Raw genomic sequence first — 24,197 nt, forward strand, 5'->3', positions numbered from 1 at the left:
CAAGTGCATCAGTCTGTTTAAAGTGATAGCGAAAGCCGTATCATATCGAGGCAGCGTATTCCGTTTTCATATATCGGTTCATCATAATGTTTAAGAAAGAAGTCTCGCTTGATGGACGTCATACGAAAACCGCACTTTTGATAAAGTGCAAGCTGAGCAATACTAGAGTTGCCTGTGCCGATTTCAATAAACTGTGCACCGGCCTTTTTGGCTTCAGAAATGGCATGATTGACGAGCTGTTTCCCGATCCCTCTTCCTTGCCAAGCCTCCTTTACAGCGATATTCATGATTTCGACGATATCCTTTGAAGTGGGTGAAAGGACGTAGACACCAATAATATCTTGTTCATGAATAGCGACATAACAAGAACCTGACTGTACGTATGCAAACACCCTTTCTTGAGAAGGGTCAGCGAATAGCAAGAGATCCATTGGCACAACGATATGACGAGATAGCGGTTCAATTTTCACAAATTCATTACATCCTCTCTTTTCTTTATTATATCCTTGTTTTACACCCCAATCATATGAATCCTGCCCCACTGTGATGGGGATGATGGTGAGTGTTTTTTCAAAATCTATTCCTCCTTTTATCAAACCTCTATTCATATCGGATATGTTCTTCGAGACTTCACATGTGAAGGGAATATTCAGGTCATATTAGCAGACACTATGGAAAAAAGGAGGGTGCCTGTTGATTTCCTTTATGATTCATGTTGTTGTCTCATTGTTTGCTGTGTCGAACCCGATTGGAAACGTTCCTCTTTTCATTACGTTGACAGAAGGCTATACAGATAAAGAGCGCTCCCAGACGGCAAAAAAAGCCATTGTTGTGTCTTTTATCATTTTGTTTGCTTTTCTTCTGGCTGGCAGGTTGATCTTCAAGTTATTTGGGATTGATATTCATGCACTTCGCATAGCTGGAGGTATTTTTATTTTTGGTATCGCTTACAATTTGTTGAATGCAAAAGAGTCACATGTACAAAACCTTCATTCGGATGAAAATGAAGAAAGTAAAGAAAAGGCAGATATCTCCGTTACCCCTCTTGCAATCCCCATCATTGCCGGTCCAGGAACGATCGCCACTGTGATGAGTTTAACACCAGGAAGCAAGGTAGCGCTTCATATGTTTGCAATTCTCATTGGGATTGTCATCGTTCTTGCTATGACCTATTATGCATTTCATTATTCAAGTCACATCATGGAAAAATTGGGAAAAACAGAGATGAATGTGATTACACGCTTGATGGGTTTGATTCTTGCAGTGGTAGCAGTAGAGATGATCGGTGCAGGCTTAAAAGGCATGTTCCCAATGTTCATATCATAATGATGTATAAAAAGCTGTTTTTTTACATTATGTAAAATAAACAGCTTTTTTAAGGTTTTGGGACATGCTTGAAGACTTCTTCACTTTCAAAGAATTCAATTAATCGGCTAATCCATTCATAATAATCAAGACTTTCCTTGATTTCTAAAAGAAGTACATTGATTTTATCCTCTGTTTCTTTCGTTAAGTCGTCCTGTTCCAGCAGCTCCAGTAATTCCTTGCGCATTTTTTTATGTGCTTTGCGATTTTTGCTGACAACACGTGACCAATTGGCTGAAAACAATGAAATAAACGTCTGGTAATGATCTTGTTCAACATCATACATATCCTTACGTATTCCTTTTTCATAAACCTTTTCGGCAATATTTAAATCGAGCATTTCTCGAACCACTTGACTCATTCTTGTTTTGCTCATGCCCGTCGCCTCTGATAGCTCACCAAGCGTCATTGGTTTGCGGTTCATGTGAATGATGCCAAGCACTCTACCCACTGTAGCAGAAAGACCAAAGGCATTCATGTTCTCGGCGGCTTTTTCAATATAATGATCTTGTGCTTTTTGAATGGCACCTAACGCTTGCTTGTCCACTCTTGTCTTCATCCCTTCACGAATGACAATTTGTAACACAATATATCATATACTTGTTTGATGATGAAAACAATAAATATTGAGTATTTGGTAGTAATTTGGAGGAAATAGGAGAGATACCTACATTTCAAGCTATTAACTAAAAATTTTAAATAAATGTTATGCAATACAAACATATCATAAACTTTTTATTTTATAAAGTTTGCACTATAATAAATAAGGTGTAAATTTTCTGAAAATATATACATGACTAATTGGAGGTGTCTCATTTGCTGAAACTAGAGAATGTATCTAAGACGTATAAAGGCGGAAAAAAAGCTGTCAAACATATTGATTTAGAAATAGCAAAAGGAGAATTTATTTGTTTTATTGGACCGAGTGGCTGTGGTAAGACCACAACAATGAAGATGATTAACCGGCTCATTGAGCCATCCTCAGGGAACATTTTGATTGAGGGAGAAAACATTATGAAGAAAGATCCGGTCCAATTAAGAAGAGAAATCGGCTATGTTATTCAGCAAATTGGACTTTTCCCCCATATGACCATTGCACAAAACATTTCACTTGTTCCGAAGTTACTAAAATGGCCCGAAGAGAAACGAAAAGAACGGGCAAGAGAACTGCTCAAGCTAGTCAACATGGGGCCAGAATATTTAGAGCGTTACCCTCATGAACTCAGTGGAGGACAGCAACAACGAATTGGTGTTCTTCGAGCACTTGCAGCAGAACCCCCTCTTATCCTCATGGATGAACCATTTGGTGCACTTGATCCTATTACAAGAGATTCATTGCAAGAAGAATTTAAGAAACTACAAAAAACGTTAAACAAAACCATTGTATTTGTCACACATGACATGGACGAAGCGATCAAGCTGGCAGACAGGATTGTGATCTTGAAAGATGGAGAGATTGTCCAAGTAGGCACGCCAGATGATATTTTGCGCAACCCTGTGAATGAATTTGTAGAAGAGTTCATTGGGAAAGAACGTCTTCTCCAATCAAATCCAAACATGGAACGTGTGGAACAAATGATGAATACGTCTCCAGTCACCATTACAGTGGAAAAAACGCTGACTGATGCCATTTTCATCATGAGGGAAAAGCGCGTGGATTCTTTGCTCGTTGTGGATGAAGATCATGTGTTGAAAGGATATATTGATATTGAAACGATTGATGCAAACCGCAGGAAAGCAGCCTTTGTCGGCGATATTTTAAACACAGAGTTTTATTCTGTACAAGAAGGTGCACTTCTAAGAGATACAGTTCGAAAGATCTTAATACGCGGCATTAAATATGTACCGGTTGTGGATGAACAAGGGCATTTAAAAGGGATTGTGACACGTGCAAGTCTTGTTGATGTTGTGTACGACTCCATTTGGGGAGAAGATACACCGGCTGTCAATGAAGTGAACTAAGGGGAGGTGTACACATGAATCAAATCATCGACTTTCTTGAGAAAAATGGCGGAGAACTACTGACAAAAATGTGGGAGCATTTATATATTTCTTTAATTGCCGTTGCGTTAGGCATTGTCGTAGCGGTTCCTTTAGGCGTACTCCTCACACGTATGAAAAAAGGGGCAGGTTTTGTCATTGGTGTTGTGAATATCTTTCAAACTCTCCCTAGTTTAGCGATTCTTGCATTTTTCATTGCGATTTTGGGGGTTGGAAAAATTCCTGCAATCGTTGCACTATTCTTTTATTCGGTTTTGCCCATTTTGAGGAATACGTATGCCGGCGTTCAAGGTGTAAACAAGAACTTACTTGAATCTGGTAAAGGGATCGGTATGACGACATGGGAACAAATTCGTCTCGTTGAACTGCCGCTTGCTGTGCCAATCATTATGGCGGGTGTACGGATTTCGACGATTTATTTAATCGGCTGGACAACACTTGCCGCTTTTATTGGCGGAGGCGGTCTTGGCGACTATATTCTCATTGGACTCCAGCTTTATCAGCCTGAATACATTATTGCTGGTGCCGTTCCAGTTACCATTTTAGCAGTAATGATTGATTTGACATTGATGAAGCTTGAGAAGAAGGTAACACCAAAAGGTTTAAAAGGATTGAAGGAAGTTTCATAAGGAGTTGGCGAACATGAAGAATCGACAATTAAAATGGATCAGTGCACTGATTGCCGGATGCTTGTTATTCATAAGTGGCTGTTCACTTCCTGGACTAGCCGGCTCCTCAGGCAACACGCTACGAATTGGAGCACAAAACTTTACTGAATCAGAAATCATGGCCTATATGGTTGGGGATATTATTGAACATTACACAGGTAAAAAGACAACGATCGTGAAAAACTTAGGATCCAACACTGTACAGCAGAAGGCGATGGAAAATGGGGATATCGACATTTCTGCCACAAGGTATACAGGTACGGATTTGACAAGTACGCTGGGAATGGATGCCGAGAAGGACCCGAAGCGTGCGATGGATATTGTGCAAAAGGAATTCAAAACACGCTACGATTACAAATGGTTTGATTCCTATGGATTTGATAATACGTATGCCTTTGCCGTGACGCAAAAGATGGCAAAGGAAAACCATTTAGAAACGGTCTCTGACTTGAAAAAGAATGAGAAGAATTACCGTTTCGGTGTCGATAATATTTGGCTCAAGAAGAAAGGCGACGGCTATGAAGGATTTATGAACACATATGACATCAAATTTGGGAGCACGTTTCCGATGCAAATTGGTTTAGTCTATGATGCATTGAAAAATGAGAAAATGGATATCGTGCTTGCCTATTCAACAGATGGACGGATCAAAGCCTATGATTTAAAAATTCTAAAAGACGATAAACGCTTTTTCCCTCCATATGATGCATCACCAGTTGTTCCAGAGAAGATTTTAAAAGAGAACCCAGGACTAGACAAAGTGATCAATAGATTGATTGGAAAAATTGATACTGAACAAATGCAAGAGCTCAACTATCAAGTCGATGGGGAACTTCAGGAACCAGCGACCGTTGCGAAGAATTTCTTGAAAAAACACAACTACTTTCAGTAAGAATGGGAGGTGTCAGGGCTTATGGACACACTGCAACAGTTATGGACGTATTATCAGCAAAACGGTTCATATGTGTTAGAAGAATTTTATCGGCATTTTCTCATGTCTGCGTATGGGGTGTTGTTTGCAGCGATCATCGGTATCCCAGTTGGTATATTCGTGGCGCATTATCGCAAGCTGAGTAATTGGATTTTCGCCATTACAAATGTCATTCAAACCATCCCAGCCTTAGCAATGCTTTCTGTGTTGATGCTTGTATTAGGATTAGGGGCAAATACAGTGATTTTATCATTATTTCTGTATTCGCTTTTGCCAATCATCCGAAACACCTATACAGGCATTGTCAGTATTGAGCACGCCTATTTAGAATCAGGAAAGGCAATGGGCATGACAAAATGGCAAGTGTTGAGAATGGTTGAACTACCGCTTGCTTTGTCGGTTATTATGGCTGGTTTAAGAACCGCACTTGTCATCGCAATCGGCATTACAGCAATTGGAACATTTGTCGGTGCTGGCGGACTTGGTGATATCATCATCAGAGGAGCAAACGCTACAAACGGTACAGCCATCATTTTAGCAGGTGCTATTCCAACTGCGCTCATGGCCATTATTGCAGACCTTGTCATGGGCTGGCTTGAACGCTATTTAAGCCCAACAAACAAGAAAAAAGAAAGCAAAGCCTTATCAGAAGAAAACATCACCTCTGCTTAATGCGGCAAGTGAATAGACGAAGACTCCCTTACAGGCGGTAAGGGAGTTTGTTTTATGAAGATGCGGCGGCTAGAATCACGAGAGATCTATGATTCAAGTGTCATCCATTTAGATGACCACTTTGAAATTTCCTCAAAAACAGGAGCAAGCGAACGACCCATATCAGTTAAAGAATATTCAATACGTACAGGTGTTTCAGCAAAAACCTCCCGTTTCACAATGCCTGCTGCTTCCAGCTCTTTTAACCTCTCAGATAATACTCTTCCGCTTAAATTCGTCAGAGCGGCCTCAATTTCACTAAAGCGCTGCTGACCTGAGAGAAGCTGAAATACAATCAGTGCAACCCAGCGTTTACTCAATAACTCGACTGCTTTTTCAAATCGTGGGCACATGTCAGATTGATTCATCTTTCTTCACTCCAATCTGAACCCATTATACCGTAATTTTGTGAATCATTAGTGCGTAAGGCTTGTCAACTATGAAAACATCAGCGGCTGTTTAACATAAATAACAGATAGCGGTTCAAATCCTCGATTTCTTTTTTAGAAAGAGTTGACCATATGTCTCCATCAAATAATTCGAGATGTCCAAGCTCATATTGCTCTGCAGCTTCCTTCATTTTCGACAAAGCCGCAGGCTCCTCTTTCACCAGATGAGCAGGAGTAGATTCCTCGATATAACCTGCAGCTTGCATCATTTCTTCATATGGTACCTTTAAAGCACCTGCTAGTTTCTTAATGGTAGTAGGCTTCGGAATACCTCGCTTCCCGTTTTCAATACGAGAAATGCCAGCGGCACTGACCTCTGAATACATCGCTAATTGATTCACTGATAGTTTCTTTTCCTCACGTAATGCTCTTAAATATGCACCGAAGTTCATCAACTCAAAACCTCACATGGCTAAATTAGTTAATTCTATTTTAACTGATTTGTTGACTATTGGCAACAAATAGGTCATGAAAATATTGACATTAGTTAATGGTGGATGTATCTTTAATTTATGCCCCGCTATTTGTTCGTCTTTTTCTGGTTGATGAGCGTGAGAAAGTATTGATTCAGTTGGCTGATGTCTTGTGTGGTTAGCTTTTCCCACTGGTCTCCATCAAAAAGCGGCAGATGTTCTACATCCTGATTAAGCGCAATTTGATAGATTTTCAAAATGGACTCATAATTTGGTTTCATTTCATGAACTTTTTCCTGTTCAATATGACCGGCAAGCAGCATTAAATCCTCATAAGGCACCTTCAAGGCGTGTGCTAATTTTTTAATTGTTAAAGGCTTCGGCACACCGCGCTTTCCATTTTCAATACGAGAAATGCCAGCAGCGCTTACACCTGAATACATGGCGAGTTGATTGACAGACATCTTTCTATTTTCTCTTAAAATGCGTAATTGTTCACCAAAATTATTCATGTATATCGAACCTCACATTTCAGTATATAACTTATTTTAGTATGATCATTGACCAAAGGAAATAGCAGGGGTGCAAAAGTGTTGACATAAGTAAATGATACTGTTTGATGTGAGAAGTCAAAATTGTTTACATATTGATCCTATAGGAGGTTGTAACGGTGGTCGAAAAGATTCAGATTAGGCGATCTTTTGTCATGCAGTATATGATCGAAAACGATATGTCTTTAAATCAGCTTGCTGAAGAAATTGGCATCTCCCCTGCCACATTAAGTAGAGTATTGAATGGTCATCGAAAACCAGGACAGCTTGTCATTGGTAAAATGATTCATTACTTTGATAAAAAGTTTGAAGATCTATTTTACTATGAAGATATTGACAAAAGTCAACGAATGAAATGATAACTTAGTAGCTAAGGAGGCGAGGTCCATTGAAAAGGACTGGAATAGTAAGGCGAATTGATTCTCTTGGCAGAATTGTTCTGCCTTCAGAAATGAGAAAAGTACTAAATATTAAAGAAGAGCAACTGTTAGAAATATTCATAGAAGGTGAAACCATCATGTTGAAAAAGTATGATGCTGATAAAAGCTGCCTGCTGACAGGTCAAGTAACGAAACAGAACAAAAGCTATGGGAATGGCAATGTCATACTAAGTCCTGAAGGAGCTGAACGCTTGTTAGTAGAATTAAAACAGCTATTAAAAAAAGAAGCAAGTCGTTAAAATTGTTTTTTATGCAAAAAAATGTATACAAAAACGCCGCATGTCAACCTATCAAATGGAAATTGAATCAAAATAACAAATAAAGTCGACAATATATAAAAAATCTTTATTTTGATGTGTCGTGACATGAACCTCGTTTTCATGTAAAATAAAGTTATGTGTACCAGTTTGACTGGAGGTGGTTTTATGCACACATTTGTAATCACATTACTCGTAATTGTCAGTATCGCACTTATCATCGTTGTGTTATTACAATCAAGTAAAAGTGCTGGACTGTCGGGCGCTATTTCAGGTGGAGCCGAGCAGCTTTTCGGTAAGCAAAAAGCGAGAGGTCTTGACCTGATCCTTCACCGAATCACTGTTATTTTGTCAGTGCTTTTCTTCATCTTAACACTTGCATTGGCATATTTAGGCGTGTAAGAAGCGAGTAACAGAAGGTCTGATCTTTTCAGACCTTTTTTTATTATCTACACTCTTTTGTGTTTGTTTCATACATACAAGTGGAAAATATACACTATATCATAAAGGAAAGGAAGTCACATCATGAGAGTTGTTACACCGAAACCATTTACATTTAAAGGTGGAGAAAAGGCGGTGCTTCTTCTTCACGGTTTTACTGGGAATACAGCAGATGTTAGAATGCTTGGCCGTTATTTGAACGAAAGAGGGTATACATGTCATGCACCCCAGTACAAAGGGCATGGCGTGCCGCCAGAGGAGCTTGTTCATACAGGCCCTGCAGATTGGTGGAAAGATGTAGAAGAAGGGTACCAATTTCTAAAAGATGAGGGCCATGAGGAGATTGCAGTTTGCGGTCTGTCTCTTGGAGGAGTTTTTTCATTGAAATTAGGTTACACTGTACCTGTAAAGGGAATTGTACCTATGTGTGCACCTATGTACATAAAAAGTGAAGAAGTCATGTATCAGGGTGTACTAGATTATGCCCGTAATTATAAAAAATTCGAGGGGAAGTCAGCGCAACAAATTGAGCAAGAGATGGAAGAGTTCAAGAAAACACCAATGGATACGCTGAAGGCTCTACAAGAGCTGATTGCAGATGTAAGAGACAATGTTGACATGATTTATTCACCTACTTTTGTTGTTCAAGCACGCCACGATCATATGATTAATACAGACAGTGCAAATATTATTTATAACGAAGTAGAGACGGATCAAAAATATTTGAAATGGTATGAAGAATCGGGTCATGTCATCACGCTTGATAAAGAGCGGGAGAAGGTTCATCAGGATGTGTATGCGTTCTTAGAATCACTCGATTGGTCAATTTAACGTTATAGGGGGTTAGAGTGTGCAAAAAGAAGAATTTATGGATGAATTACTCGCTTTTATGAAAGAAGAGGCGTACAAACCGTTAACTGTACAAGAATTAGAAGTCATGATGGAAATTACAAATGCTGATGATTATAAAGAGCTCATCAAAGCGCTTGTGACACTAGAAGATAAGGGTCTCATCGTACGGACCCGCAGTGATCGCTATGGCGTTCCGGAAAAAATGAATTTGGTCAAAGGGAAATTATCCGCTCATGCGAAAGGATTTGCTTTTGTTACACCTGAAGAGTTTGGTCAGGATGATATTTTTATTCCGCCAACCGAGCTTGGAACAGCAATGAATGGTGATACCGTCATGGTTCGTGTCAGCCATAAATCAAATGGAACCAAAAAAGAAGGTACAGTGATTCGTATTCTAGAGCGTAATATTCAGACGGTCGTCGGTACTTATACAGAAACGAAGAGCTTTGGATTTGTTATTCCAGATGATAAGAAGATCACACACGATATCTTTATCCCGAAATCCGCCAAAAATGGAGCAGTAGAAGGGCATAAAGTGGTTGTGACGCTTACAAGCTACCCAGAAGGTAGAAGGAGTGCAGAGGGCGAAATTACTGAAATTTTAGGTCATAAAAATGACCCAGGCATTGATATTTTGTCTATCATTCATAAACATGGTCTGCCAGGAGAATTTCCAGAGGAAGCTTTAAAACAGGCAGCAGACACACCGGAAACGATTGATGAAAAAGACCTAGAAGGCAGACGTGATTTACGAAACGAAACGATTGTGACAATTGACGGCGCGGACGCAAAAGACCTAGATGATGCAGTCACTGTGCAAAAGCTTGATGATGGTAAATATAAGCTAGGCGTACACATTGCGGACGTATCACATTATGTGACGGAGAATTCCCCAATTGATCAAGAAGCTTACGAGCGCGGGACAAGTGTATATCTTGTAGACCGCGTCATTCCGATGATTCCGCATCGCTTATCAAATGGCATTTGTTCTTTAAACCCAAAGGTGGATCGACTCACACTCTCTTGTGAAATGGTCATTGATCGAAATGGGAAAGTCGTTAAACATGAGATTTTCCAAAGTGTCATCAAAACGACAGAGAGAATGACGTATTCAGATGTGAATAAGATTTTAGTGGATCAAGACCAAGAGCTCATGAACAAATACGAATCGCTTGTTCCTATGTTTCAAGAGATGGAGAAGCTTGCCGAAATCCTTCGAGATAAACGTATGGAACGTGGAGCTGTTGATTTTGATTTCAAGGAAGCTAAGGTGCTTGTTGATGATGAAGGTGTGGCAAAAGATGTCATTATTCGGGAGCGTTCAGTAGCGGAGAAACTCATTGAAGAATTCATGCTTGTGGCAAACGAAACCGTTGCAGAGCATTTTCACTGGATGAATGTACCGTTTATTTACCGAATTCACGAAGAGCCAAATCCTGAGAAGCTTCAGCGCTTTTTAGAGTTTGTGACGACATTTGGCTACATTGTGAAAGGAACTTCAACGAATATTCACCCGCGTGCACTCCAAAGTGTACTGGATGCGGTTCGAGATCAACCAGAAGAGGTCGTCATTCAAACGGTGATGCTTCGCTCTATGAAGCAGGCAAAGTATGACCCAGAGAGCATCGGACATTTTGGTTTATCAACCGAGTTCTATACCCATTTTACATCACCGATTCGTCGTTACCCTGATTTAATTGTGCATAGACTAATCAGAACCTATTTAATTGAGAAAAAGACAGATGAAGCGACCCTTGAAAAATGGGAACAACTGCTTCCGGAAATCGCAGATCATGCTTCAACGATGGAGCGCCGGTCAGTTGATGCAGAGCGTGAAACAGACGATCTGAAAAAGGCAGAATTTATGCTTGATAAAATCGGTGAAGAGTTTGATGGCATGATTAGTTCAGTCACCAACTTCGGACTATTTGTGGAATTGCCGAATACGATAGAAGGTCTGGTGCATGTCAGCTATATGACCGATGACTACTATCGTTTTGATGAACAGCATTTCGCCATGATCGGTGAACGTACAGGAAATGTATACCGGATCGGTGACGAAATCACCGTTAAAGTCGTTGATGTCAATAAAGATGAGCACTCCATTGACTTTGAAATTGTCGGTATGAAGGGCACTCGTCGTAAGTCGCCGAAAGATTTCAAGTTTAAAAAACGGACAGATCCACCAAGTAAAAAAGCCCGTGCAGGTCAAAAACCGTCTGGGGATAAGAAAAAAGAGAATGACGATAAGGGCGGCGACTGGTTCAGCAGAAGAAAAAAGAAGAAAAAGAAAAATCGTCTTAAAAAGAAAAAATAACAGGTCAAAAAAGCAAGTAGAGTGTCAGGCTCTATTTGTTTTTTGGCCAAATCGCGTGAGCGTTGTCGAGAACTGGATTGTTTGATAAAATAATCCGTACCTTTTGCGAACGTGATTGTGTGATAAGGAGGGTGTACGCCAAATGCCAAAGGGAGAGGGAAAGGTCGTTTCCCAAAATAAAAAGGCCAACCATGACTATTTTATAGAAGAAACGTATGAGGCAGGTCTTGTCTTACAAGGAACTGAGATTAAATCGATTCGTGCAGGAAAAGTGAATTTAAAAGATTCCTTCGCCAAAATCGAACGAGGAGAAGTATTTCTTCACAATATGCACATCAGTCCGTATGAGCAGGGGAACCGCTATAATCATGATCCGCTCAGAACAAGAAAGTTGCTGCTTCACCGCAAGCAAATCAGCAAACTGATTGGCGCTACTAAGGAAGAGGGCTACTCACTTGTACCGATTAAACTCTACTTAAAAAATGGTTTTGCAAAAGTCCTCATTGGAATCGGTAAAGGGAAAAAGAAATACGATAAACGTGAAGATTTAAAGAAAAAGGACGCAAAACGAGAAATCGAACGTGCCTTCCGTGATCGGCAAAAGCAATTCTAGTCATGAGGCAGATGACTTGCTGAGATGATGAAAACTATGCTAAAATAGTTGTTAAATAGACAATCATTATTGCTTATTTTACAAAAACAACCAGTTGTTTCGAGTGATAGGATTGTTATAATAGTTATATACGGAAGCAGTTAAGCTCAATGTTTCCTTCCCGTATATCCCTTTCACAAGGGGACGTTACGGATTCGACAGGGATAGTTCGAGCTTGAGCTGCGAGCCGAGAGGCGATCTCGTTAACACGCACTTAAATGTAACTGGCAAAACTAAAAGTTTTAACCAAAACTTAGCATTAGCTGCCTAATAAGCGCAGCGAGCTCTTCCTGACATTGCCTATGTGTCTGTGAGGAGCCCAATTCAATAGGCTACGCTTACGTTTCCGTCTGAGAACGTAAGAAGAGATCCATCAGACTAGCTCTCCAAGCGCCCGTCAGCAGGCATGCGGATGAGTGAACATGTAAATATGCTGACTACGCTCGTAGACGCTTAAGTAATCGATGTCTCTGGACGTGGGTTCGACTCCCACCGTCTCCATACATAAGAAAAGGTGCTGATCAACGGCATCTTTTTATTTTAAAATTTTTTTTGCGCTATCCGAGAAGACTTTAAAAATCGGATGAACAAGGACAAACCACAATAATGGCTATGATGAGTAAAGATTGATTTGATATGAATTGAATGGAAAGGTCATTTCCTTTTTGTACCCTCTTGATCTATATCCTCATTTTACAAATTCATCCTGTATCATGAATGCTTTGTTTAAAATGAAATCAAAGTATGTAAAAGCGGCTTGTCATTTATGACGAATTCACCTCTGCCAACAGCAAAAAATCTCCAATCAATTCAAAATCGCATCTTCCCATTTTGGATGTCGTCATATATAGTTATATTAGACTAGTTCTAAATAACTACAATTGGGGCGTTTACATGGATTCAATTGTTTTGCATTTTATTGTGATCATGAGTGGTTCTGGGATTCTGTCCGTTATATTAGGAATATTTGCTTTTGCAAATCGCCATCGATATATTGGCTGTCAATTGTTTATGTTCATGTCTTTCGCAACTGCGATCTATATTTTTGGTCATACGTTTGAATTATTGGGGCGTACTCCAGAAGAAATCATGTTCTGGATTTGTTTTCAATACATAGGGCTTCCGTTTATTGCACCATTTAGTCTCATGATTGTGCTGCAATTTACGGGGTTCCATCAATATTTCACAAAGCGCCGCGTGCTACTCATCTTACTGATTCCCATTCTTACAACCATTATGGTGTTCACCAACTCTTTTCACTCTCTCTTTTATCGAAGCATCACGACGAATTCAGTAGACGGATTTTTATTGGCCGATTTTACGATTGGCTATTGGTATATCATTCATGGGGTATATGCGTTTGGCTGTTCGATGCTGGCTATATTTATTTTGCTTTGGTGTTTACGTGTGACGAAAAAAGAATACTTAAAGCAGATCATGATTTTGCTTCTTGGGATGTTCTTACCAATCTTGACCTCTTTTATCTATTTATTAGGCGCAACGCCTTTTCATATTGATCCAGTACCTGTGGTGATGTTTTTAACAAATGCACTGTATTTGTGGGCAATTATGTCATTTCAGCTATTTAAGCTCTCTCCTATTGCGATGGAGCGTGTGTTTGAGCATATGTCCGAAGGAGTCTTAATTTTAGATCGTTATCGTACGCTAATTGATTATAATCCTGCAGCCGCAGCCATCATTCCAGACCTTTCTAAGAAAGGAATTGGACATAAAATCGACGATATTTTTTCAGCATTAAGGAAAGATCATGCTTTTATTCAGTGGCTTCGTTCCCCGCAGGATCATACGCAATATGATTTGATGTGGGAAAAAGAGCAACCCTTTTATTATCATCTGACAGCTTCCTCTTTATTTAATAGAAGAGGTGAGATAGAAGGCAGGCAAATCGTGATCAGTGATGTAACAAAGCAGCGTTTGCTTCAGAAAGAGCTAGAACAGCGAGCATACATGGATGGATTGACAAATATCTTCAACCGTTCTTCTTTCATTGAACGAACGCATATTGTATTAAAAGAAGATGCTAATGATACAGCGATTTTGCTGTTTGATATTGATTTCTTTAAGCAAATTAATGATACACACGGACATCATATAGGGGATGAAGCACTACGGCATATCGTGTCAGTTTGTCAGCAGCATTTAGGGAATGAAGATTTGTTTGGCCGATATGGCGGGGAAGAATTTGCGATTTGTCTGCCGCATTGTCATTTTCAGGAGGCTTGTCACATGGCCGAGCGAATCAGGCATTCATTTGAGGAGAACCTCTTGCAGGTTGATGGAAAAACGGTACGAGTAACGGCCAGCTTTGGGATTGCTCATACTGCTTATGGCCCAGATTCATTAGAAACGCTGTTGTTTGAGGCGGACCAAGCCCTGTATATGTCAAAACGACAAGGGCGGAATATGATCTATGCATCAACTGGTGGAAACTACATGCTTTATGGTGAAAATCATTCCCCACCAGCTTCTCGTTGACTGTTGTCTTCACTTCGGATATGATAGACATAACATTTGAACGGTTTCCTGAAGGGGAGTAGCTTTTACGGTTTGGTCGTCATTACAGAAACATACAGTGTTTCTCGGCCTTTCCGGCATGAACATGTTAGCCAGACCTTTGCCTATCACACATGAGGCAAAGGTCTGGCTTTTTCTAGCCTTTTTGTATCCATGTGTGGCGGGGGAGAGCGGACAAATGAACTCTTTTAAAACAATATGCTGTTGTGAAAGGATGATCGACTTGAAAAAATATGTGGTGTCTCTCCTGTTTTCCGGGACGCTTGTCTTAGGTGGATGCTCAGGTTTACTTGAGCAAGTCAACGATACAACGACTTATGTGACAGAAGCAAATGACTTTGTCTCTGAAATTCAACAGTTTACAGAACAGTTTCCAAAGCTTGCTGAAGAGGGTGTACAAGATGCTGCCAAAAAAGCAGCCCTTACGCAGCAGCTTGAATCATTGAAGACCGAAATCCAATCCTTTAACGAATTAACAGCACCAAAAGTAGCAGAAGAGCTGCATGCGCAAATCATTGAAAAGAATAAGCTGCTATCAAAAGAGATCCAAACCTATTTACAGCAATTGAAAGAGGACAATGTGGATCTCGCAATCATCCTAGAGGAACAACAAGGGTTAATTCAACATCTCCAGCAATCCGTCAGTTTACTTCAGAATATCGAACAATTAACAAATTAGTACAGTCTCGTCACCAAGATTGAAAACTGCTTCATTGGCTTAAAAAAATTTTTCCCGCAAAATATCCATGATCGAATCCTCACATCATCAGCATATCTTTGCCTTTTTAGGTAGAGGTATGCTTTAATTTAGATAAAAGAAAGTCATATAGAAAAAAGGTGATCACATGACAGAGCAGGAAGAAAGATATATTACAACACCGAGAGCCCAGAAGGAAAAGGATCAATTAATGAATCGCCTGAAACGAATTGAGGGACAAGTTCGAGGGATTCAACAAATGATTGAGTCGGAACGTTATTGTATAGATGTCGTAAATCAAATCTCCGCTGTCAATGCTGCGTTAAAGAAGGTGAGTCTTCAATTGATGGAAAAACATACACATCACTGCGTATCCGATGCGATTAAGAGCGGGAATGGGGATGAGGCGATAAAAGAGTTGATGAACGTCTTTACGAAACTGACCAAATCATAAAAAGCCAAAAAACGTTTATCTTTACATTAATACCCTACTGGGGTATAGTAATTATAGAGAATGAATGATGGAGGCGATGAAATATGGAACAAGCAACTCTTCATGTACAGGGCATGTCTTGCGGACATTGCGTGAAAGCAATCGAGGGAAATGTAGGAGAATTAGCAGGTGTAGAATCTGTTAAAGTACATCTAGACAAAGGGCAGGTTGATGTTTCATTTCATTCAGATCAAGTGACACTACATCAAATTTCTGATGTAATTGAAGAACAAGGATATGACGTTGTATAAATGAGATACGTGCTGCAAGTGACAGCACGTATTTTTTCCGAAAGGATATACCCCTATGGTGTATATGTGAAGAGGTGAGATGAATGAAAAAGGAAGTTGACTTCCAAATTACAGGAATGACCTGTGCTGCCTGTGCGAGGCGCATTGAAAAAGGTCTGAACAAAATGAACGGTGTTCATGATGCCAATGTAAACTTGGCACTGGAAACGTCTCATATTGTATATGATGCAAAGAGTATATCACCTGATGATCTGAAACAGAAAATACAATCTCTTGGCTACAATGTGGCGATCAAAGAAGCAGAATTTGATATAGAGGGAATGACCTGTGCAGCTTGTGCGAACCGGATTGAGAAAAAAATAAACCGGATGGCTGGCGTTGATCATGTGTCTGTTAATTTCGCACTTGAGAAACTTCAGGTGGCTTATCATCCGGAACAAACCTCAACGAGCGAAATAAAAGAAGCGGTACAATCAATCGGCTATTCGTTTATTGAACCAAATTTTGCACAAGAAAAGGAGAAAAATCATCGCCAAGCTACTATTGAAAAGCAGACAGCACGCTTTCTGTTTTCAATGATATTATCGCTGCCTCTCCTTTGGGCAATGATCAGCCATTTTTCTTTTACGTCCTTTATTTGGGTACCAGAAGCATTCATAAATCCATGGGTTCAACTTGCACTGGCTACCCCAGTTCAATTCATTGTGGGCTGGCCCTTTTATGTAGGCGCATATAAAGCATTAAAGAATCAAAGTGCCAATATGGATGTGCTCGTTGCACTAGGGACATCTGCAGCTTTTTTCTATAGCTTGTATGAGAGCATTCGGTCTGCCTTTCAAGGAACACATCAAGCGGCTCTATATTATGAAACAAGTGCTGTGCTGATTACCTTGATTGTGCTGGGAAAACTAATGGAAGCAAGAGCAAAAGGGAAATCCTCAGAAGCGATTCAAAAGCTCATGGGCTTACAAGCGAAAGAAGCTGTCATTGAACGTAGCGGTAAGCAGATTACAGTTCCCATTTCAGAGGTGAAAGTGGATGATGTTGTCTATGTGAAGCCAGGTGAAAAAGTACCAGTAGATGGAAAAATCATTGAAGGGACAACGGCATTAGATGAGTCAATGATTACAGGAGAAAGCTTGCCAGTCGACAAAACAATAGGAGATACAGTCATTGGCGCTACAATGAATAAAAATGGTTTTATCAAAGTGAAAGCGACGAAAGTGGGCAAAGAGACCGCTCTTTCACAAATTATCCGAGTGGTGGAACACGCACAGGGCTCCAAAGCGCCGATTCAAAGAATGGCAGATCATATTTCAGGTATATTTGTTACGGTTGTTGTAGGAATCGCTGTTTTAACCTTTCTCATTTGGTTTTTCTTTGTTGATCCATGGAATTTCACCGCAGCACTTGAAACGTTTATAGCGGTCATTGTTATTGCTTGTCCATGTGCGCTAGGACTTGCCACACCTACTTCTATTATGGCAGGCAGTGGGCGGGCAGCTGAATCTGGCATTCTTTTTAAAGGCGGAGAGCATTTAGAAGTGACACAAACACTGGATACGATTGTATTAGATAAAACAGGAACAGTGACGAAAGGTGAACCGAGTGTAACAGATGTAATAGCATATGCAAATTGGACGGAAGATACTCTTCTCCAACTAGCAGGGTCGGCAGAACAGCAATCTGAGCATCCACTTGCGCGAGCCATCGTTGATAGGATGAAGGAACGTAGCCTTCAAGCTGTGCATGTTGATTCGTTTCAAGCAGATCCGGGTTATGGGGTCGAGGCACATGTCGATGGGCATCATCTCTTCATCGGTACACGGAAGCTATTAAAGAAACACCACATCAAATACGAAGAAGGAGAAGCATCATTAACAGCGCTTGAGAAGCAAGGGAAAACAGCCATGCTCACAGCAATTGACGGCCAGTTGGCTGGCATTGTGGCCGTTGCAGATACAATCAAAGCAACTTCAAATCAAGCAATTGCTAGACTGAAGAATCAAGGACTTCAAGTTGTGATGATGACAGGGGATAACAAACGCACAGCTGAGGCGATTGCGAAACAGGCAGGCATTGATGATGTGATTGCTGAAGTCCTTCCAGAAGAAAAGGCTGCTCATATTGCAGTACTTCAAGAACAAGGAAAGAAAGTCGCGATGGTCGGAGACGGCATCAATGATGCACCTGCTCTAGCGACAGCAAATATTGGGATGGCCATTGGAACTGGTACAGACGTTGCAATGGAAGCAGCGGATATCACGTTCATGACGGGAGATCTCCATGCCATTGCAGATGCGATTGAATATAGTAAAAAGACAATGCGGAACATAAAACAAAATCTATTTTGGGCACTAGCTTATAATTGTATCGGTATTCCAGTGGCAGCATTTGGGTTCCTTGCACCATGGCTAGCAGGAGCAGCAATGGCGTTTAGTTCGGTTTCAGTTGTCCTGAATTCGCTGAGGCTTCAACGAATTAAGATTGTAAGAGAGGGAGTAGTGTTATGAAGTTGAATGTAAAATGGAAGTGGACACTCAGCGCACTTGTATATGTTGCTTTGGTGTTGGTCAGTCATTTTATGTATACTGAACTCTCTTATCATCATGACGTGCCAACTGAACAAATGCAAGATCACTAAAAGAAAGGCTCTGCAAAAAAAGCGGAGTCTTTTTTGAACAATTTTGTGAAAGAACCCACCTTTTTAAAGATTTTTCATAAAAAATTCATTTAGTTTTGTTCCTTTTTGTCGTTTTTTGTAGGTTCATCGTTAAGATGCGATTAAGTAACAAAGAAAGCGTTATCAAAAAAAGGGGGTTCACGTATGAAAAAGTTAGGGTTAGCTTCTCAAATACTCATTGCACTTGTACTGGGTGTTGTCGTAGGAGCGCTTTTTTATCAAAATGAAACGGTTATTAATATTTTAACGCCGGTTGGCGATATATTCATCCATTTAATTAAAATGATTGTCCTTCCAATTGTCATTGCCGCATTGATTGTAGCAGTAGCAGGTGTAGGGGATATGAAAACCATTGGAAGGCTCGGAGGAAAAACCATCCTTTACTTCGAGGTCGTGACGACGATTGCATTAGCAGTAGGACTGCTTGCAGCAAACGTCTTCCATCCTGGTACTGGAATTGACATGAGTAACATGGAAAAAGGCGATATCTCTAAATACGAAGAGACATCAAAGGCTTCAGCAGAAAAAGCCACTTTATCTGAAACACTTGTGCACCTTGTGCCAACGAACGTCTTCCAATCGATCGCAGAAGGTGATCTATTACCAACGATTTTCTTTACTGTCTTATTCGGATTAGGTATTGCCGCAGTAGGAGATAAAGGGAAACCAGTGCTAGGATTTTTCGAAGGTATACTCGAAGCCATGTTCTGGGTCACTAATAAAGTGATGAAGTTCGCACCATTTGGTGTATTCGCACTCATTAGTGTAACAGTAATTAAGTTCGGGGTCGGAGCACTGCTCCCGCTAGGTAAACTTGTCCTTGTCGTTTATGGAACAATGGCATTCTTTGTCATTGTGGTACTCGGCATGATTGCAAAAATGGCTGGAACGAATATCTTTATCTTATTCAGAGTTTTAAAAGAAGAAATCATTCTTGCATTCTCAACAGCAAGTTCAGAAGCTGTACTACCTAGATTAATGGATAAAATGGAGAAATTCGGCTGTCCGAAAGCGATCACATCGTTCGTTATTCCGACAGGTTATACCTTTAACTTAGATGGCAGTGCCATTTATCAATCAATTGCCGCCATATTTGTTGCACAAATGTATGGCATGCCACTTTCCCTTTATGAGCAAATTACGTTATTATTAATCTTAATGCTGACATCCAAAGGAATGGCTGGTGTACCTGGTGCTTCAATCGTTGTGGTCATCACAACACTTGGCGCTATGGGACTTCCACTTGAAGGTCTTGCCTTCATCGTAGGAATTGACCGCTTGCTTGACATGGTTCGTACAACAGTCAACGTTTTTGGTAACTCACTAGCCGCTATCGTGATGTCTAAGTGGGAAAAAGTATTTGATCAAGAGAAATCGAAGAAGTATATTGAACAATTAAAGCATCAAACAAAAGCAGCGTAAAAAGGAGATCTTTTCAAATGACGAAGCTACAGGACAAGCAAGTTCGAATCGAACGAGACTTTCTAGGTGAAAAGGAAGTAGACATTCATGCATATTATGGAATTCAAACATTACGTGCAGTTGAAAACTTTCCAATTACTGGCTACCGTATTCATGAGGAACTCATCAAAGCATTAGGGATTGTCAAAAAGGCAGCCGCACTTGCTAATATGGATACACATCGACTTTATTCTGGTCTTGGAGAAAAAATTGTACAAGCAGCAGATGAGGTCATTGAGGGAAAATGGAATAACCAATTTATTGTCGATCCAATTCAAGGCGGGGCTGGCACTTCAATGAATATGAATGCCAATGAAGTCATTGCAAACAGAGCGCTCGAACTATTAGGAAAGGAAAAGGGCGCTTATACTGAGCTAAGTCCAAACACTCATGTGAACATGTCACAGTCTACAAACGACGTGTTCCCAACAGCGATTCATATTTCTACATTAAATATGATTGAAAAGCTGCTTTATACGATGGAAAACATGCATCAAGTCCTGACGGAAAAAGCGCAGGAATTTGACCATGTCATTAAAATGGGGCGTACACATCTTCAGGATGCTGTTCCGATTAGGCTTGGTCAGGAATTTAATGCTTATGCAAAAGTACTCGCTCGTGATATGAAGCGCATAAAGCAATCCAGACAGCATCTATATGAAGTGAATATGGGTGCAACTGCAGTTGGTACAGGGCTCAATGCAGACCCGAAATATATTCGCAAAGTTGTTGGCTATTTGTCTGACATTAGCGGATTACCATTAGTTGGAGCAGAGGACTTAGTCGATGCTACGCAAAATACGGATGCTTATACAGAAGTATCTGCTGCCTTAAAGGTATGTATGATGAATATGTCGAAAATGGCAAACGATATTCGTTTGATGGCTTCAGGTCCAAGAGCAGGCTTTGGTGAGCTGCACTTGCCGCCTAGACAGCCAGGTTCATCTATCATGCCAGGGAAAGTAAATCCGGTTATGCCAGAGGTGATGAACCAGGTTGCTTTTCAAGTGATCGGTAATGATCACACCATTTGCCTTGCATCAGAGGCTGGTCAGCTTGAGCTTAACGTAATGGAACCAGTGCTTATTTTCAACTTGCTTCAATCTCTCAGCATGATGAAAAATGTATTTGAATCCTTCGTTGACAATTGCTTGCGTGACTTAAAAGCAGATGAAGCGAGATTAAAAGAATATGTAGAAAAGAGTGCCGGTGTCATGACGGCGGTCAATCCGCATATTGGTTACGAAGCCGCTGCACGAATTGCAAGAGAAGCGATCCTTACAGGCGCATCTGTACGTGAGCTTTGTCTGCAAAATGATGTTTTAACAGAGGAAGAGCTTGATGTGATCTTAAATCCTTTTGAAATGACCAAACCCGGTATTGCTGGCGCATCACTTTTAGAAAAGGATCGTTTAGAAGATTAAACTACATCATGATAAACGCACACCGACATGAAGGTTCCGGTGTGCGTTTTTTCATGGACTGTTTGTTTTTCTTAAGCTCACATAGTATACTATCGTCAATTATTAGGGATGTGACTGGGTTGAATCTATTGAAAAAATGGCTGAATACCGAGCCTTATTTAATCGTGATGTTGATTGTACTTACACCGATTGGCGGCGAGCTGAAATTTTACCCATTTGAAGATAGTTTTCGGGTCAGCTTTGGAACCGTTGTCTTTTTCTTTATTTTGCTTCAAATGAAAAAATTCCCAGCATGGGCGAGCGGTATCATTGCGGGGATATCTGTTTTTGTCTTTCGAGTGCTGCTTGATATAGCGGTCACAGGTCATTTGCCGATTGAAGAGTCTGTCTCATTAAGATTCCCTTCCTTTTTATATTATGTGACCTATGGTACGCTTTTTCACTTATTGCAGGTCCGTCGCTTTCGTGCCAAGCCTTGGATTATTGGTGCGACGGGGATTATCATGGAGTTATGTGCGAGCGTGGTCGAAATGATTGCACTTCGAGGAACGTTGGATGAAATTCTGACGGTCCGGACGCTATTTCAACTATTTGTTTTGGCGATTTTCAGAAGCTTTTTCGTATTGGCTTGCTATACGATGATTCGTTTATATGAAGAACAGGCGAGAGAGCGCCAGATGATGAAGGAAAAAGAACATTTGCTCATGCTGCTGTCGAACCTTTATACGGAATCTACATACTTTCATAAAACACTAGCACATGCTGAGCATATTACGGCAACATCTTATCAATTATATCAATCACTGCATCATGCAAAGGATGCCGAATCATTAGACTTGAAAAAGCTCGGAAAAACAGCACTTCAAATTGCGGGAGAGGTTCATGAAATCAAAAAAGATAATCAGCGGATTTTTTCCGCCTTATCGAAACTGATTCATGAGGAGAAGTTTCAGGAATATGCAAGTCCTGCCCATATTGCAGGACTTGTCATCCGTATACACGAAAATTATGCAGAATCTCTTAAAAAACACATTGTATTTCATTATGATGAAAAAGGAGAACATCCACCGTATCATGTGTTTACGATTCTATCTTTGTTAAACAACATTGTGTCCAATGCAGTGGAAGCCATTTCAGTGGCTGGAGAGGTGTCGCTGTCTATTTCACTGAAAGGAAAAGATGTGATGTTTCAAATCAGAGATAATGGACATGGAATTAAAGAGCGAAATCATCACGTTATTTTTAAACCGGGTTTCACTTTAAAATATGACCAAGCGGGTAATCCGTCGAGCGGAATAGGGCTGTCCTATGTGAAGGAGACAGTTGAGAAGCTGGGGGGAAGTATTCAGATGAAGAGTATCCCAAATGAAAAAACGATCTTCACCTTGACAATACCAGTTGATCAAATCAGTAGAAAAGAGGGGGTTGGGAGATGAGATTTTTTATTGTCGATGATGATGAAGCTGTTCGTTCTTCGCTTGCTCAGCTCATTGAAGATGAAGAGCTTGGGATTGTGGCTGGCGAAGCGGAGGATGGTGCAGAATTAACAGCCAGCTACTTAAATGATTTACACATTGATATATTATGTATTGATCTTCTAATGCCGGAAAGAGATGGACTTGAAACGATTCGAGCAATAAAAGATGAGTTCCGCGGTAAATACTTCATGCTGTCACAGGTAGAAACAAAGGAATTGATTGGACAGGCATATACGCTTGGAGTCGAATACTATGTGACGAAGCCGATGAATCGTGTTGAAGTATTAAGTGTGCTCCATTTAATGATCGAACGTCTGCATTTAGAGCACTCCATTGAGAATATTCAACATTCGCTCAATTCTGTGATGCAGTTCCAGCAGCGTGGACAGACGAAAACAAAGCAAAGGGGAAAAAGTCTTGCAGAGGCGGGCCAGTTCTTGCTTGCAGAGCTTGGGATTGTGGGAGAGAAGGGGTCAAAGGATTTATTGGATATGATTCTATTTACAGATCAGTATCTAGGATTACATGTCGATCAGCATGACTCCTTTCCCTCTTTAAAGGTCATTTTCACCGGGGTCACTGAGGAAAAATTAAATGAACCGTATACAGCAACGGATATTGCAAGAGAGGCGAAGGCTGCTGAGCAGCGTGTGAGACGAGCGATTAACCAATCACTAAAGCATATCGCATCACTTGGGTTAACGGATTTTTCACATCCAACCTTTGAAAACTATGCGTCTAAATTTTTCGATTTCACCATTGTACGGAAAAAAATGAGTGAATTGACAAAAGAGACAAGCGGAAGAGAAGAACACACCCGAATCAATGTGAAGAAATTTGTGCAAGTGCTATATTACGAAGCCAAACGAATTTGTATGGAAGATTAAAACAAGACGTGCGCTTCTTCTTTTCTTACAAATTTGCAGACAAATCGAAACCAAATGGAATATCAAAGTACGCAAGGAGCAAGCCATTTATGAAATGGTAGGATAGGTCAGGCATGCTTGGGTAATCGGAGGCGGTTTGCTCCTCTTGCTGACGTTTCCATCGAAGCACTAGAACGAACGGAATTATTGATGCAACTGACATATGTGTGGGGATGGTGTTAATCGTTGATTTTTTCATTA

26 protein-coding genes and 1 other RNA gene are annotated in these 24,197 nt (G+C 40.4%); 22 read left to right on the forward strand and 5 right to left on the reverse strand.

Annotation, left to right across the window (positions count from 1 at the left end; translation table 11 throughout):
- Nucleotides 1-17: 17 nt before the first annotated feature.
- Nucleotides 18-431, reverse strand: a complete 414-nt coding sequence (locus tag ABVJ71_RS13915; RefSeq protein WP_353856683.1) for a GNAT family N-acetyltransferase — start codon at nucleotides 429-431, stop codon at nucleotides 18-20.
- A 262-nt stretch (nucleotides 432-693) separates the two neighbouring features.
- On the opposite strand from ABVJ71_RS13915, the gene ABVJ71_RS13920 reads away from it, so the two are divergent.
- Nucleotides 694-1,326, forward strand: coding sequence for an NAAT family transporter (locus tag ABVJ71_RS13920; RefSeq protein ID WP_353854547.1), 633 nt, complete (start codon nucleotides 694-696; stop codon nucleotides 1,324-1,326).
- A gap of 49 nt (nucleotides 1,327-1,375) precedes the next feature.
- Here ABVJ71_RS13920 and ABVJ71_RS13925 read toward each other — a convergent pair whose 3' ends face one another.
- Nucleotides 1,376-1,912: a GbsR/MarR family transcriptional regulator gene (locus tag ABVJ71_RS13925; RefSeq protein WP_353856684.1), complete on the reverse strand. Its 537-nt coding sequence runs from the start codon at nucleotides 1,910-1,912 to the stop codon at nucleotides 1,376-1,378.
- A 269-nt stretch (nucleotides 1,913-2,181) separates the two neighbouring features.
- Here ABVJ71_RS13925 and ABVJ71_RS13930 point away from each other — a divergent pair, with 269 nt between their 5' ends.
- From ABVJ71_RS13930 to ABVJ71_RS13945, 4 genes are read left to right on the forward strand one after another with little or no spacing between them, the layout of a single operon-like run.
- Nucleotides 2,182-3,327 carry a betaine/proline/choline family ABC transporter ATP-binding protein gene (locus ABVJ71_RS13930; protein ID WP_353854548.1) on the forward strand — a complete coding sequence of 382 codons (1,146 nt, stop codon included), beginning with the start codon at nucleotides 2,182-2,184 and terminating at the stop codon, nucleotides 3,325-3,327.
- 14 nt (nucleotides 3,328-3,341) lie between these two features.
- Nucleotides 3,342-3,995: an ABC transporter permease gene (locus tag ABVJ71_RS13935; protein ID WP_353854549.1), complete on the forward strand. Its 654-nt coding sequence runs from the start codon at nucleotides 3,342-3,344 to the stop codon at nucleotides 3,993-3,995.
- A gap of 13 nt (nucleotides 3,996-4,008) precedes the next feature.
- Nucleotides 4,009-4,926, forward strand: a complete 918-nt coding sequence (locus ABVJ71_RS13940; RefSeq protein ID WP_353854550.1) for an osmoprotectant ABC transporter substrate-binding protein — start codon at nucleotides 4,009-4,011, stop codon at nucleotides 4,924-4,926.
- A 21-nt stretch (nucleotides 4,927-4,947) separates the two neighbouring features.
- Nucleotides 4,948-5,637 carry an ABC transporter permease gene (locus ABVJ71_RS13945; RefSeq protein WP_353854551.1) on the forward strand — a complete coding sequence of 230 codons (690 nt, stop codon included), beginning with the start codon at nucleotides 4,948-4,950 and terminating at the stop codon, nucleotides 5,635-5,637.
- A gap of 86 nt (nucleotides 5,638-5,723) precedes the next feature.
- Here the strand turns inward: ABVJ71_RS13945 and ABVJ71_RS13950 are convergent, their stop codons facing one another.
- The 3 genes from ABVJ71_RS13950 to ABVJ71_RS13960 form a co-directional block, all read right to left on the reverse strand.
- Nucleotides 5,724-6,044: a helix-turn-helix domain-containing protein gene (locus tag ABVJ71_RS13950; protein WP_353854552.1), complete on the reverse strand. Its 321-nt coding sequence runs from the start codon at nucleotides 6,042-6,044 to the stop codon at nucleotides 5,724-5,726.
- An 80-nt stretch (nucleotides 6,045-6,124) separates the two neighbouring features.
- On the reverse strand, nucleotides 6,125-6,517 hold the full coding sequence (locus tag ABVJ71_RS13955) for a helix-turn-helix transcriptional regulator (RefSeq protein WP_353856685.1): 393 nt from the start codon (nucleotides 6,515-6,517) through the stop codon (nucleotides 6,125-6,127).
- Nucleotides 6,518-6,645: 128 nt separating this feature from the next.
- Nucleotides 6,646-7,050: a helix-turn-helix domain-containing protein gene (locus ABVJ71_RS13960; protein ID WP_353854553.1), complete on the reverse strand. Its 405-nt coding sequence runs from the start codon at nucleotides 7,048-7,050 to the stop codon at nucleotides 6,646-6,648.
- A 194-nt stretch (nucleotides 7,051-7,244) separates the two neighbouring features.
- Between ABVJ71_RS13960 and ABVJ71_RS13965 the strand changes: the two genes are divergently transcribed.
- The 17 genes from ABVJ71_RS13965 to ABVJ71_RS14045 all read left to right on the forward strand — a co-directional run bounded on the left by ABVJ71_RS13965 (nucleotide 7,245) and on the right by ABVJ71_RS14045 (nucleotide 23,957).
- Nucleotides 7,245-7,448 (forward strand): helix-turn-helix transcriptional regulator, encoded by a 204-nt coding sequence (locus ABVJ71_RS13965; RefSeq protein ID WP_353856686.1) that lies wholly within the window; start codon nucleotides 7,245-7,247, stop codon nucleotides 7,446-7,448.
- A 29-nt stretch (nucleotides 7,449-7,477) separates the two neighbouring features.
- Nucleotides 7,478-7,768, forward strand: a complete 291-nt coding sequence (locus ABVJ71_RS13970; protein ID WP_353854554.1) for an AbrB/MazE/SpoVT family DNA-binding domain-containing protein — start codon at nucleotides 7,478-7,480, stop codon at nucleotides 7,766-7,768.
- A gap of 186 nt (nucleotides 7,769-7,954) precedes the next feature.
- Nucleotides 7,955-8,188 carry a preprotein translocase subunit SecG gene (gene secG / locus ABVJ71_RS13975; protein ID WP_353854555.1) on the forward strand — a complete coding sequence of 78 codons (234 nt, stop codon included), beginning with the start codon at nucleotides 7,955-7,957 and terminating at the stop codon, nucleotides 8,186-8,188.
- 123 nt (nucleotides 8,189-8,311) lie between these two features.
- A complete protein-coding gene (locus ABVJ71_RS13980) occupies nucleotides 8,312-9,058 on the forward strand; it encodes a carboxylesterase (protein WP_353854556.1) in 747 nt (248 codons plus the stop codon).
- Nucleotides 9,059-9,077: 19 nt separating this feature from the next.
- Complete coding sequence (rnr, locus tag ABVJ71_RS13985) at nucleotides 9,078-11,396, forward strand: ribonuclease R (protein ID WP_353854557.1); 2,319 nt, start codon at nucleotides 9,078-9,080, stop codon at nucleotides 11,394-11,396.
- A gap of 142 nt (nucleotides 11,397-11,538) precedes the next feature.
- On the forward strand, nucleotides 11,539-12,009 hold the full coding sequence (gene smpB, locus ABVJ71_RS13990) for an SsrA-binding protein SmpB (protein WP_353854558.1): 471 nt from the start codon (nucleotides 11,539-11,541) through the stop codon (nucleotides 12,007-12,009).
- 179 nt (nucleotides 12,010-12,188) lie between these two features.
- Nucleotides 12,189-12,552, forward strand: a transfer-messenger RNA (tmRNA) gene (gene ssrA / locus ABVJ71_RS13995).
- 390 nt (nucleotides 12,553-12,942) lie between these two features.
- Nucleotides 12,943-14,544, forward strand: coding sequence for a histidine kinase N-terminal 7TM domain-containing protein (locus ABVJ71_RS14000; RefSeq protein ID WP_353854559.1), 1,602 nt, complete (start codon nucleotides 12,943-12,945; stop codon nucleotides 14,542-14,544).
- A gap of 253 nt (nucleotides 14,545-14,797) precedes the next feature.
- Entirely contained in the window at nucleotides 14,798-15,262 is a 465-nt protein-coding gene (locus ABVJ71_RS14005; protein WP_353854560.1) for a DUF6376 family protein, read from the forward strand.
- A 166-nt stretch (nucleotides 15,263-15,428) separates the two neighbouring features.
- On the forward strand, nucleotides 15,429-15,734 hold the full coding sequence (locus ABVJ71_RS14010) for a metal-sensing transcriptional repressor (RefSeq protein WP_353854561.1): 306 nt from the start codon (nucleotides 15,429-15,431) through the stop codon (nucleotides 15,732-15,734).
- Between the two features lie 83 nt (nucleotides 15,735-15,817).
- Nucleotides 15,818-16,024: a copper chaperone CopZ gene (gene copZ / locus ABVJ71_RS14015; protein ID WP_353854562.1), complete on the forward strand. Its 207-nt coding sequence runs from the start codon at nucleotides 15,818-15,820 to the stop codon at nucleotides 16,022-16,024.
- 83 nt (nucleotides 16,025-16,107) lie between these two features.
- On the forward strand, nucleotides 16,108-18,537 hold the full coding sequence (locus ABVJ71_RS14020) for a heavy metal translocating P-type ATPase (RefSeq protein WP_353854563.1): 2,430 nt from the start codon (nucleotides 16,108-16,110) through the stop codon (nucleotides 18,535-18,537).
- A complete protein-coding gene (locus ABVJ71_RS14025) occupies nucleotides 18,534-18,668 on the forward strand; it encodes a hypothetical protein (protein ID WP_353854564.1) in 135 nt (44 codons plus the stop codon). Before ABVJ71_RS14020 ends, ABVJ71_RS14025 begins: the two co-directional genes overlap by 4 nt.
- 183 nt (nucleotides 18,669-18,851) lie before the next feature.
- Complete coding sequence (locus tag ABVJ71_RS14030) at nucleotides 18,852-20,129, forward strand: cation:dicarboxylase symporter family transporter (RefSeq protein ID WP_353854565.1); 1,278 nt, start codon at nucleotides 18,852-18,854, stop codon at nucleotides 20,127-20,129.
- A gap of 17 nt (nucleotides 20,130-20,146) precedes the next feature.
- A complete protein-coding gene (aspA, locus tag ABVJ71_RS14035; protein ID WP_353854566.1) occupies nucleotides 20,147-21,592 on the forward strand; it encodes an aspartate ammonia-lyase in 1,446 nt (481 codons plus the stop codon).
- 119 nt (nucleotides 21,593-21,711) lie between these two features.
- On the forward strand, nucleotides 21,712-23,028 hold the full coding sequence (locus ABVJ71_RS14040; RefSeq protein WP_353854567.1) for a sensor histidine kinase: 1,317 nt from the start codon (nucleotides 21,712-21,714) through the stop codon (nucleotides 23,026-23,028).
- The gene (locus tag ABVJ71_RS14045; protein WP_353854568.1) at nucleotides 23,025-23,957 is read left to right on the forward strand and encodes a response regulator; all 933 of its coding nucleotides are present in this window, start codon (nucleotides 23,025-23,027) and stop codon (nucleotides 23,955-23,957) included. The genes ABVJ71_RS14040 and ABVJ71_RS14045 overlap by 4 nt, the downstream gene beginning before the upstream one ends.
- Nucleotides 23,958-24,197 lie beyond the last annotated feature (240 nt).

The sequence above is a fragment of the Bacillus sp. Bos-x628 genome, assembly GCF_040500475.1.
Classification (GTDB): domain Bacteria; phylum Bacillota; class Bacilli; order Bacillales; family Bacillaceae; genus Bacillus; species Bacillus maqinnsis.

Bases quoted from the DNA above. Each gene is read 5' to 3' on its own strand.
- ABVJ71_RS13915 (WP_353856683.1), bottom strand. From the start codon at position 431: ATGGATCTCTTGCTATTCGCTGACCCTTCTCAAGAAAGGGTGTTTGCA.
- ABVJ71_RS13935 (WP_353854549.1), top strand. From the start codon at position 3,342: ATGAATCAAATCATCGACTTTCTTGAGAAAAATGGCGGAGAACTACTG.
- ABVJ71_RS13940 (WP_353854550.1), top strand. From the start codon at position 4,009: ATGAAGAATCGACAATTAAAATGGATCAGTGCACTGATTGCCGGATGC.
- ABVJ71_RS13945 (WP_353854551.1), top strand. From the start codon at position 4,948: ATGGACACACTGCAACAGTTATGGACGTATTATCAGCAAAACGGTTCA.
- ABVJ71_RS13950 (WP_353854552.1), bottom strand. From the start codon at position 6,044: ATGAATCAATCTGACATGTGCCCACGATTTGAAAAAGCAGTCGAGTTA.
- ABVJ71_RS13955 (WP_353856685.1), bottom strand. From the start codon at position 6,517: ATGAACTTCGGTGCATATTTAAGAGCATTACGTGAGGAAAAGAAACTA.
- ABVJ71_RS13960 (WP_353854553.1), bottom strand. From the start codon at position 7,050: ATGAATAATTTTGGTGAACAATTACGCATTTTAAGAGAAAATAGAAAG.
- ABVJ71_RS13965 (WP_353856686.1), top strand. From the start codon at position 7,245: ATGCAGTATATGATCGAAAACGATATGTCTTTAAATCAGCTTGCTGAA.
- secG (WP_353854555.1), top strand. From the start codon at position 7,955: ATGCACACATTTGTAATCACATTACTCGTAATTGTCAGTATCGCACTT.
- ABVJ71_RS13980 (WP_353854556.1), top strand. From the start codon at position 8,312: ATGAGAGTTGTTACACCGAAACCATTTACATTTAAAGGTGGAGAAAAG.
- smpB (WP_353854558.1), top strand. From the start codon at position 11,539: ATGCCAAAGGGAGAGGGAAAGGTCGTTTCCCAAAATAAAAAGGCCAAC.
- ABVJ71_RS14000 (WP_353854559.1), top strand. From the start codon at position 12,943: ATGGATTCAATTGTTTTGCATTTTATTGTGATCATGAGTGGTTCTGGG.
- ABVJ71_RS14005 (WP_353854560.1), top strand. From the start codon at position 14,798: ATGATCGACTTGAAAAAATATGTGGTGTCTCTCCTGTTTTCCGGGACG.
- ABVJ71_RS14010 (WP_353854561.1), top strand. From the start codon at position 15,429: ATGACAGAGCAGGAAGAAAGATATATTACAACACCGAGAGCCCAGAAG.
- copZ (WP_353854562.1), top strand. From the start codon at position 15,818: ATGGAACAAGCAACTCTTCATGTACAGGGCATGTCTTGCGGACATTGC.
- ABVJ71_RS14020 (WP_353854563.1), top strand. From the start codon at position 16,108: ATGAAAAAGGAAGTTGACTTCCAAATTACAGGAATGACCTGTGCTGCC.
- ABVJ71_RS14025 (WP_353854564.1), top strand. From the start codon at position 18,534: ATGAAGTTGAATGTAAAATGGAAGTGGACACTCAGCGCACTTGTATAT.
- ABVJ71_RS14030 (WP_353854565.1), top strand. From the start codon at position 18,852: ATGAAAAAGTTAGGGTTAGCTTCTCAAATACTCATTGCACTTGTACTG.
- aspA (WP_353854566.1), top strand. From the start codon at position 20,147: ATGACGAAGCTACAGGACAAGCAAGTTCGAATCGAACGAGACTTTCTA.
- ABVJ71_RS14045 (WP_353854568.1), top strand. From the start codon at position 23,025: ATGAGATTTTTTATTGTCGATGATGATGAAGCTGTTCGTTCTTCGCTT.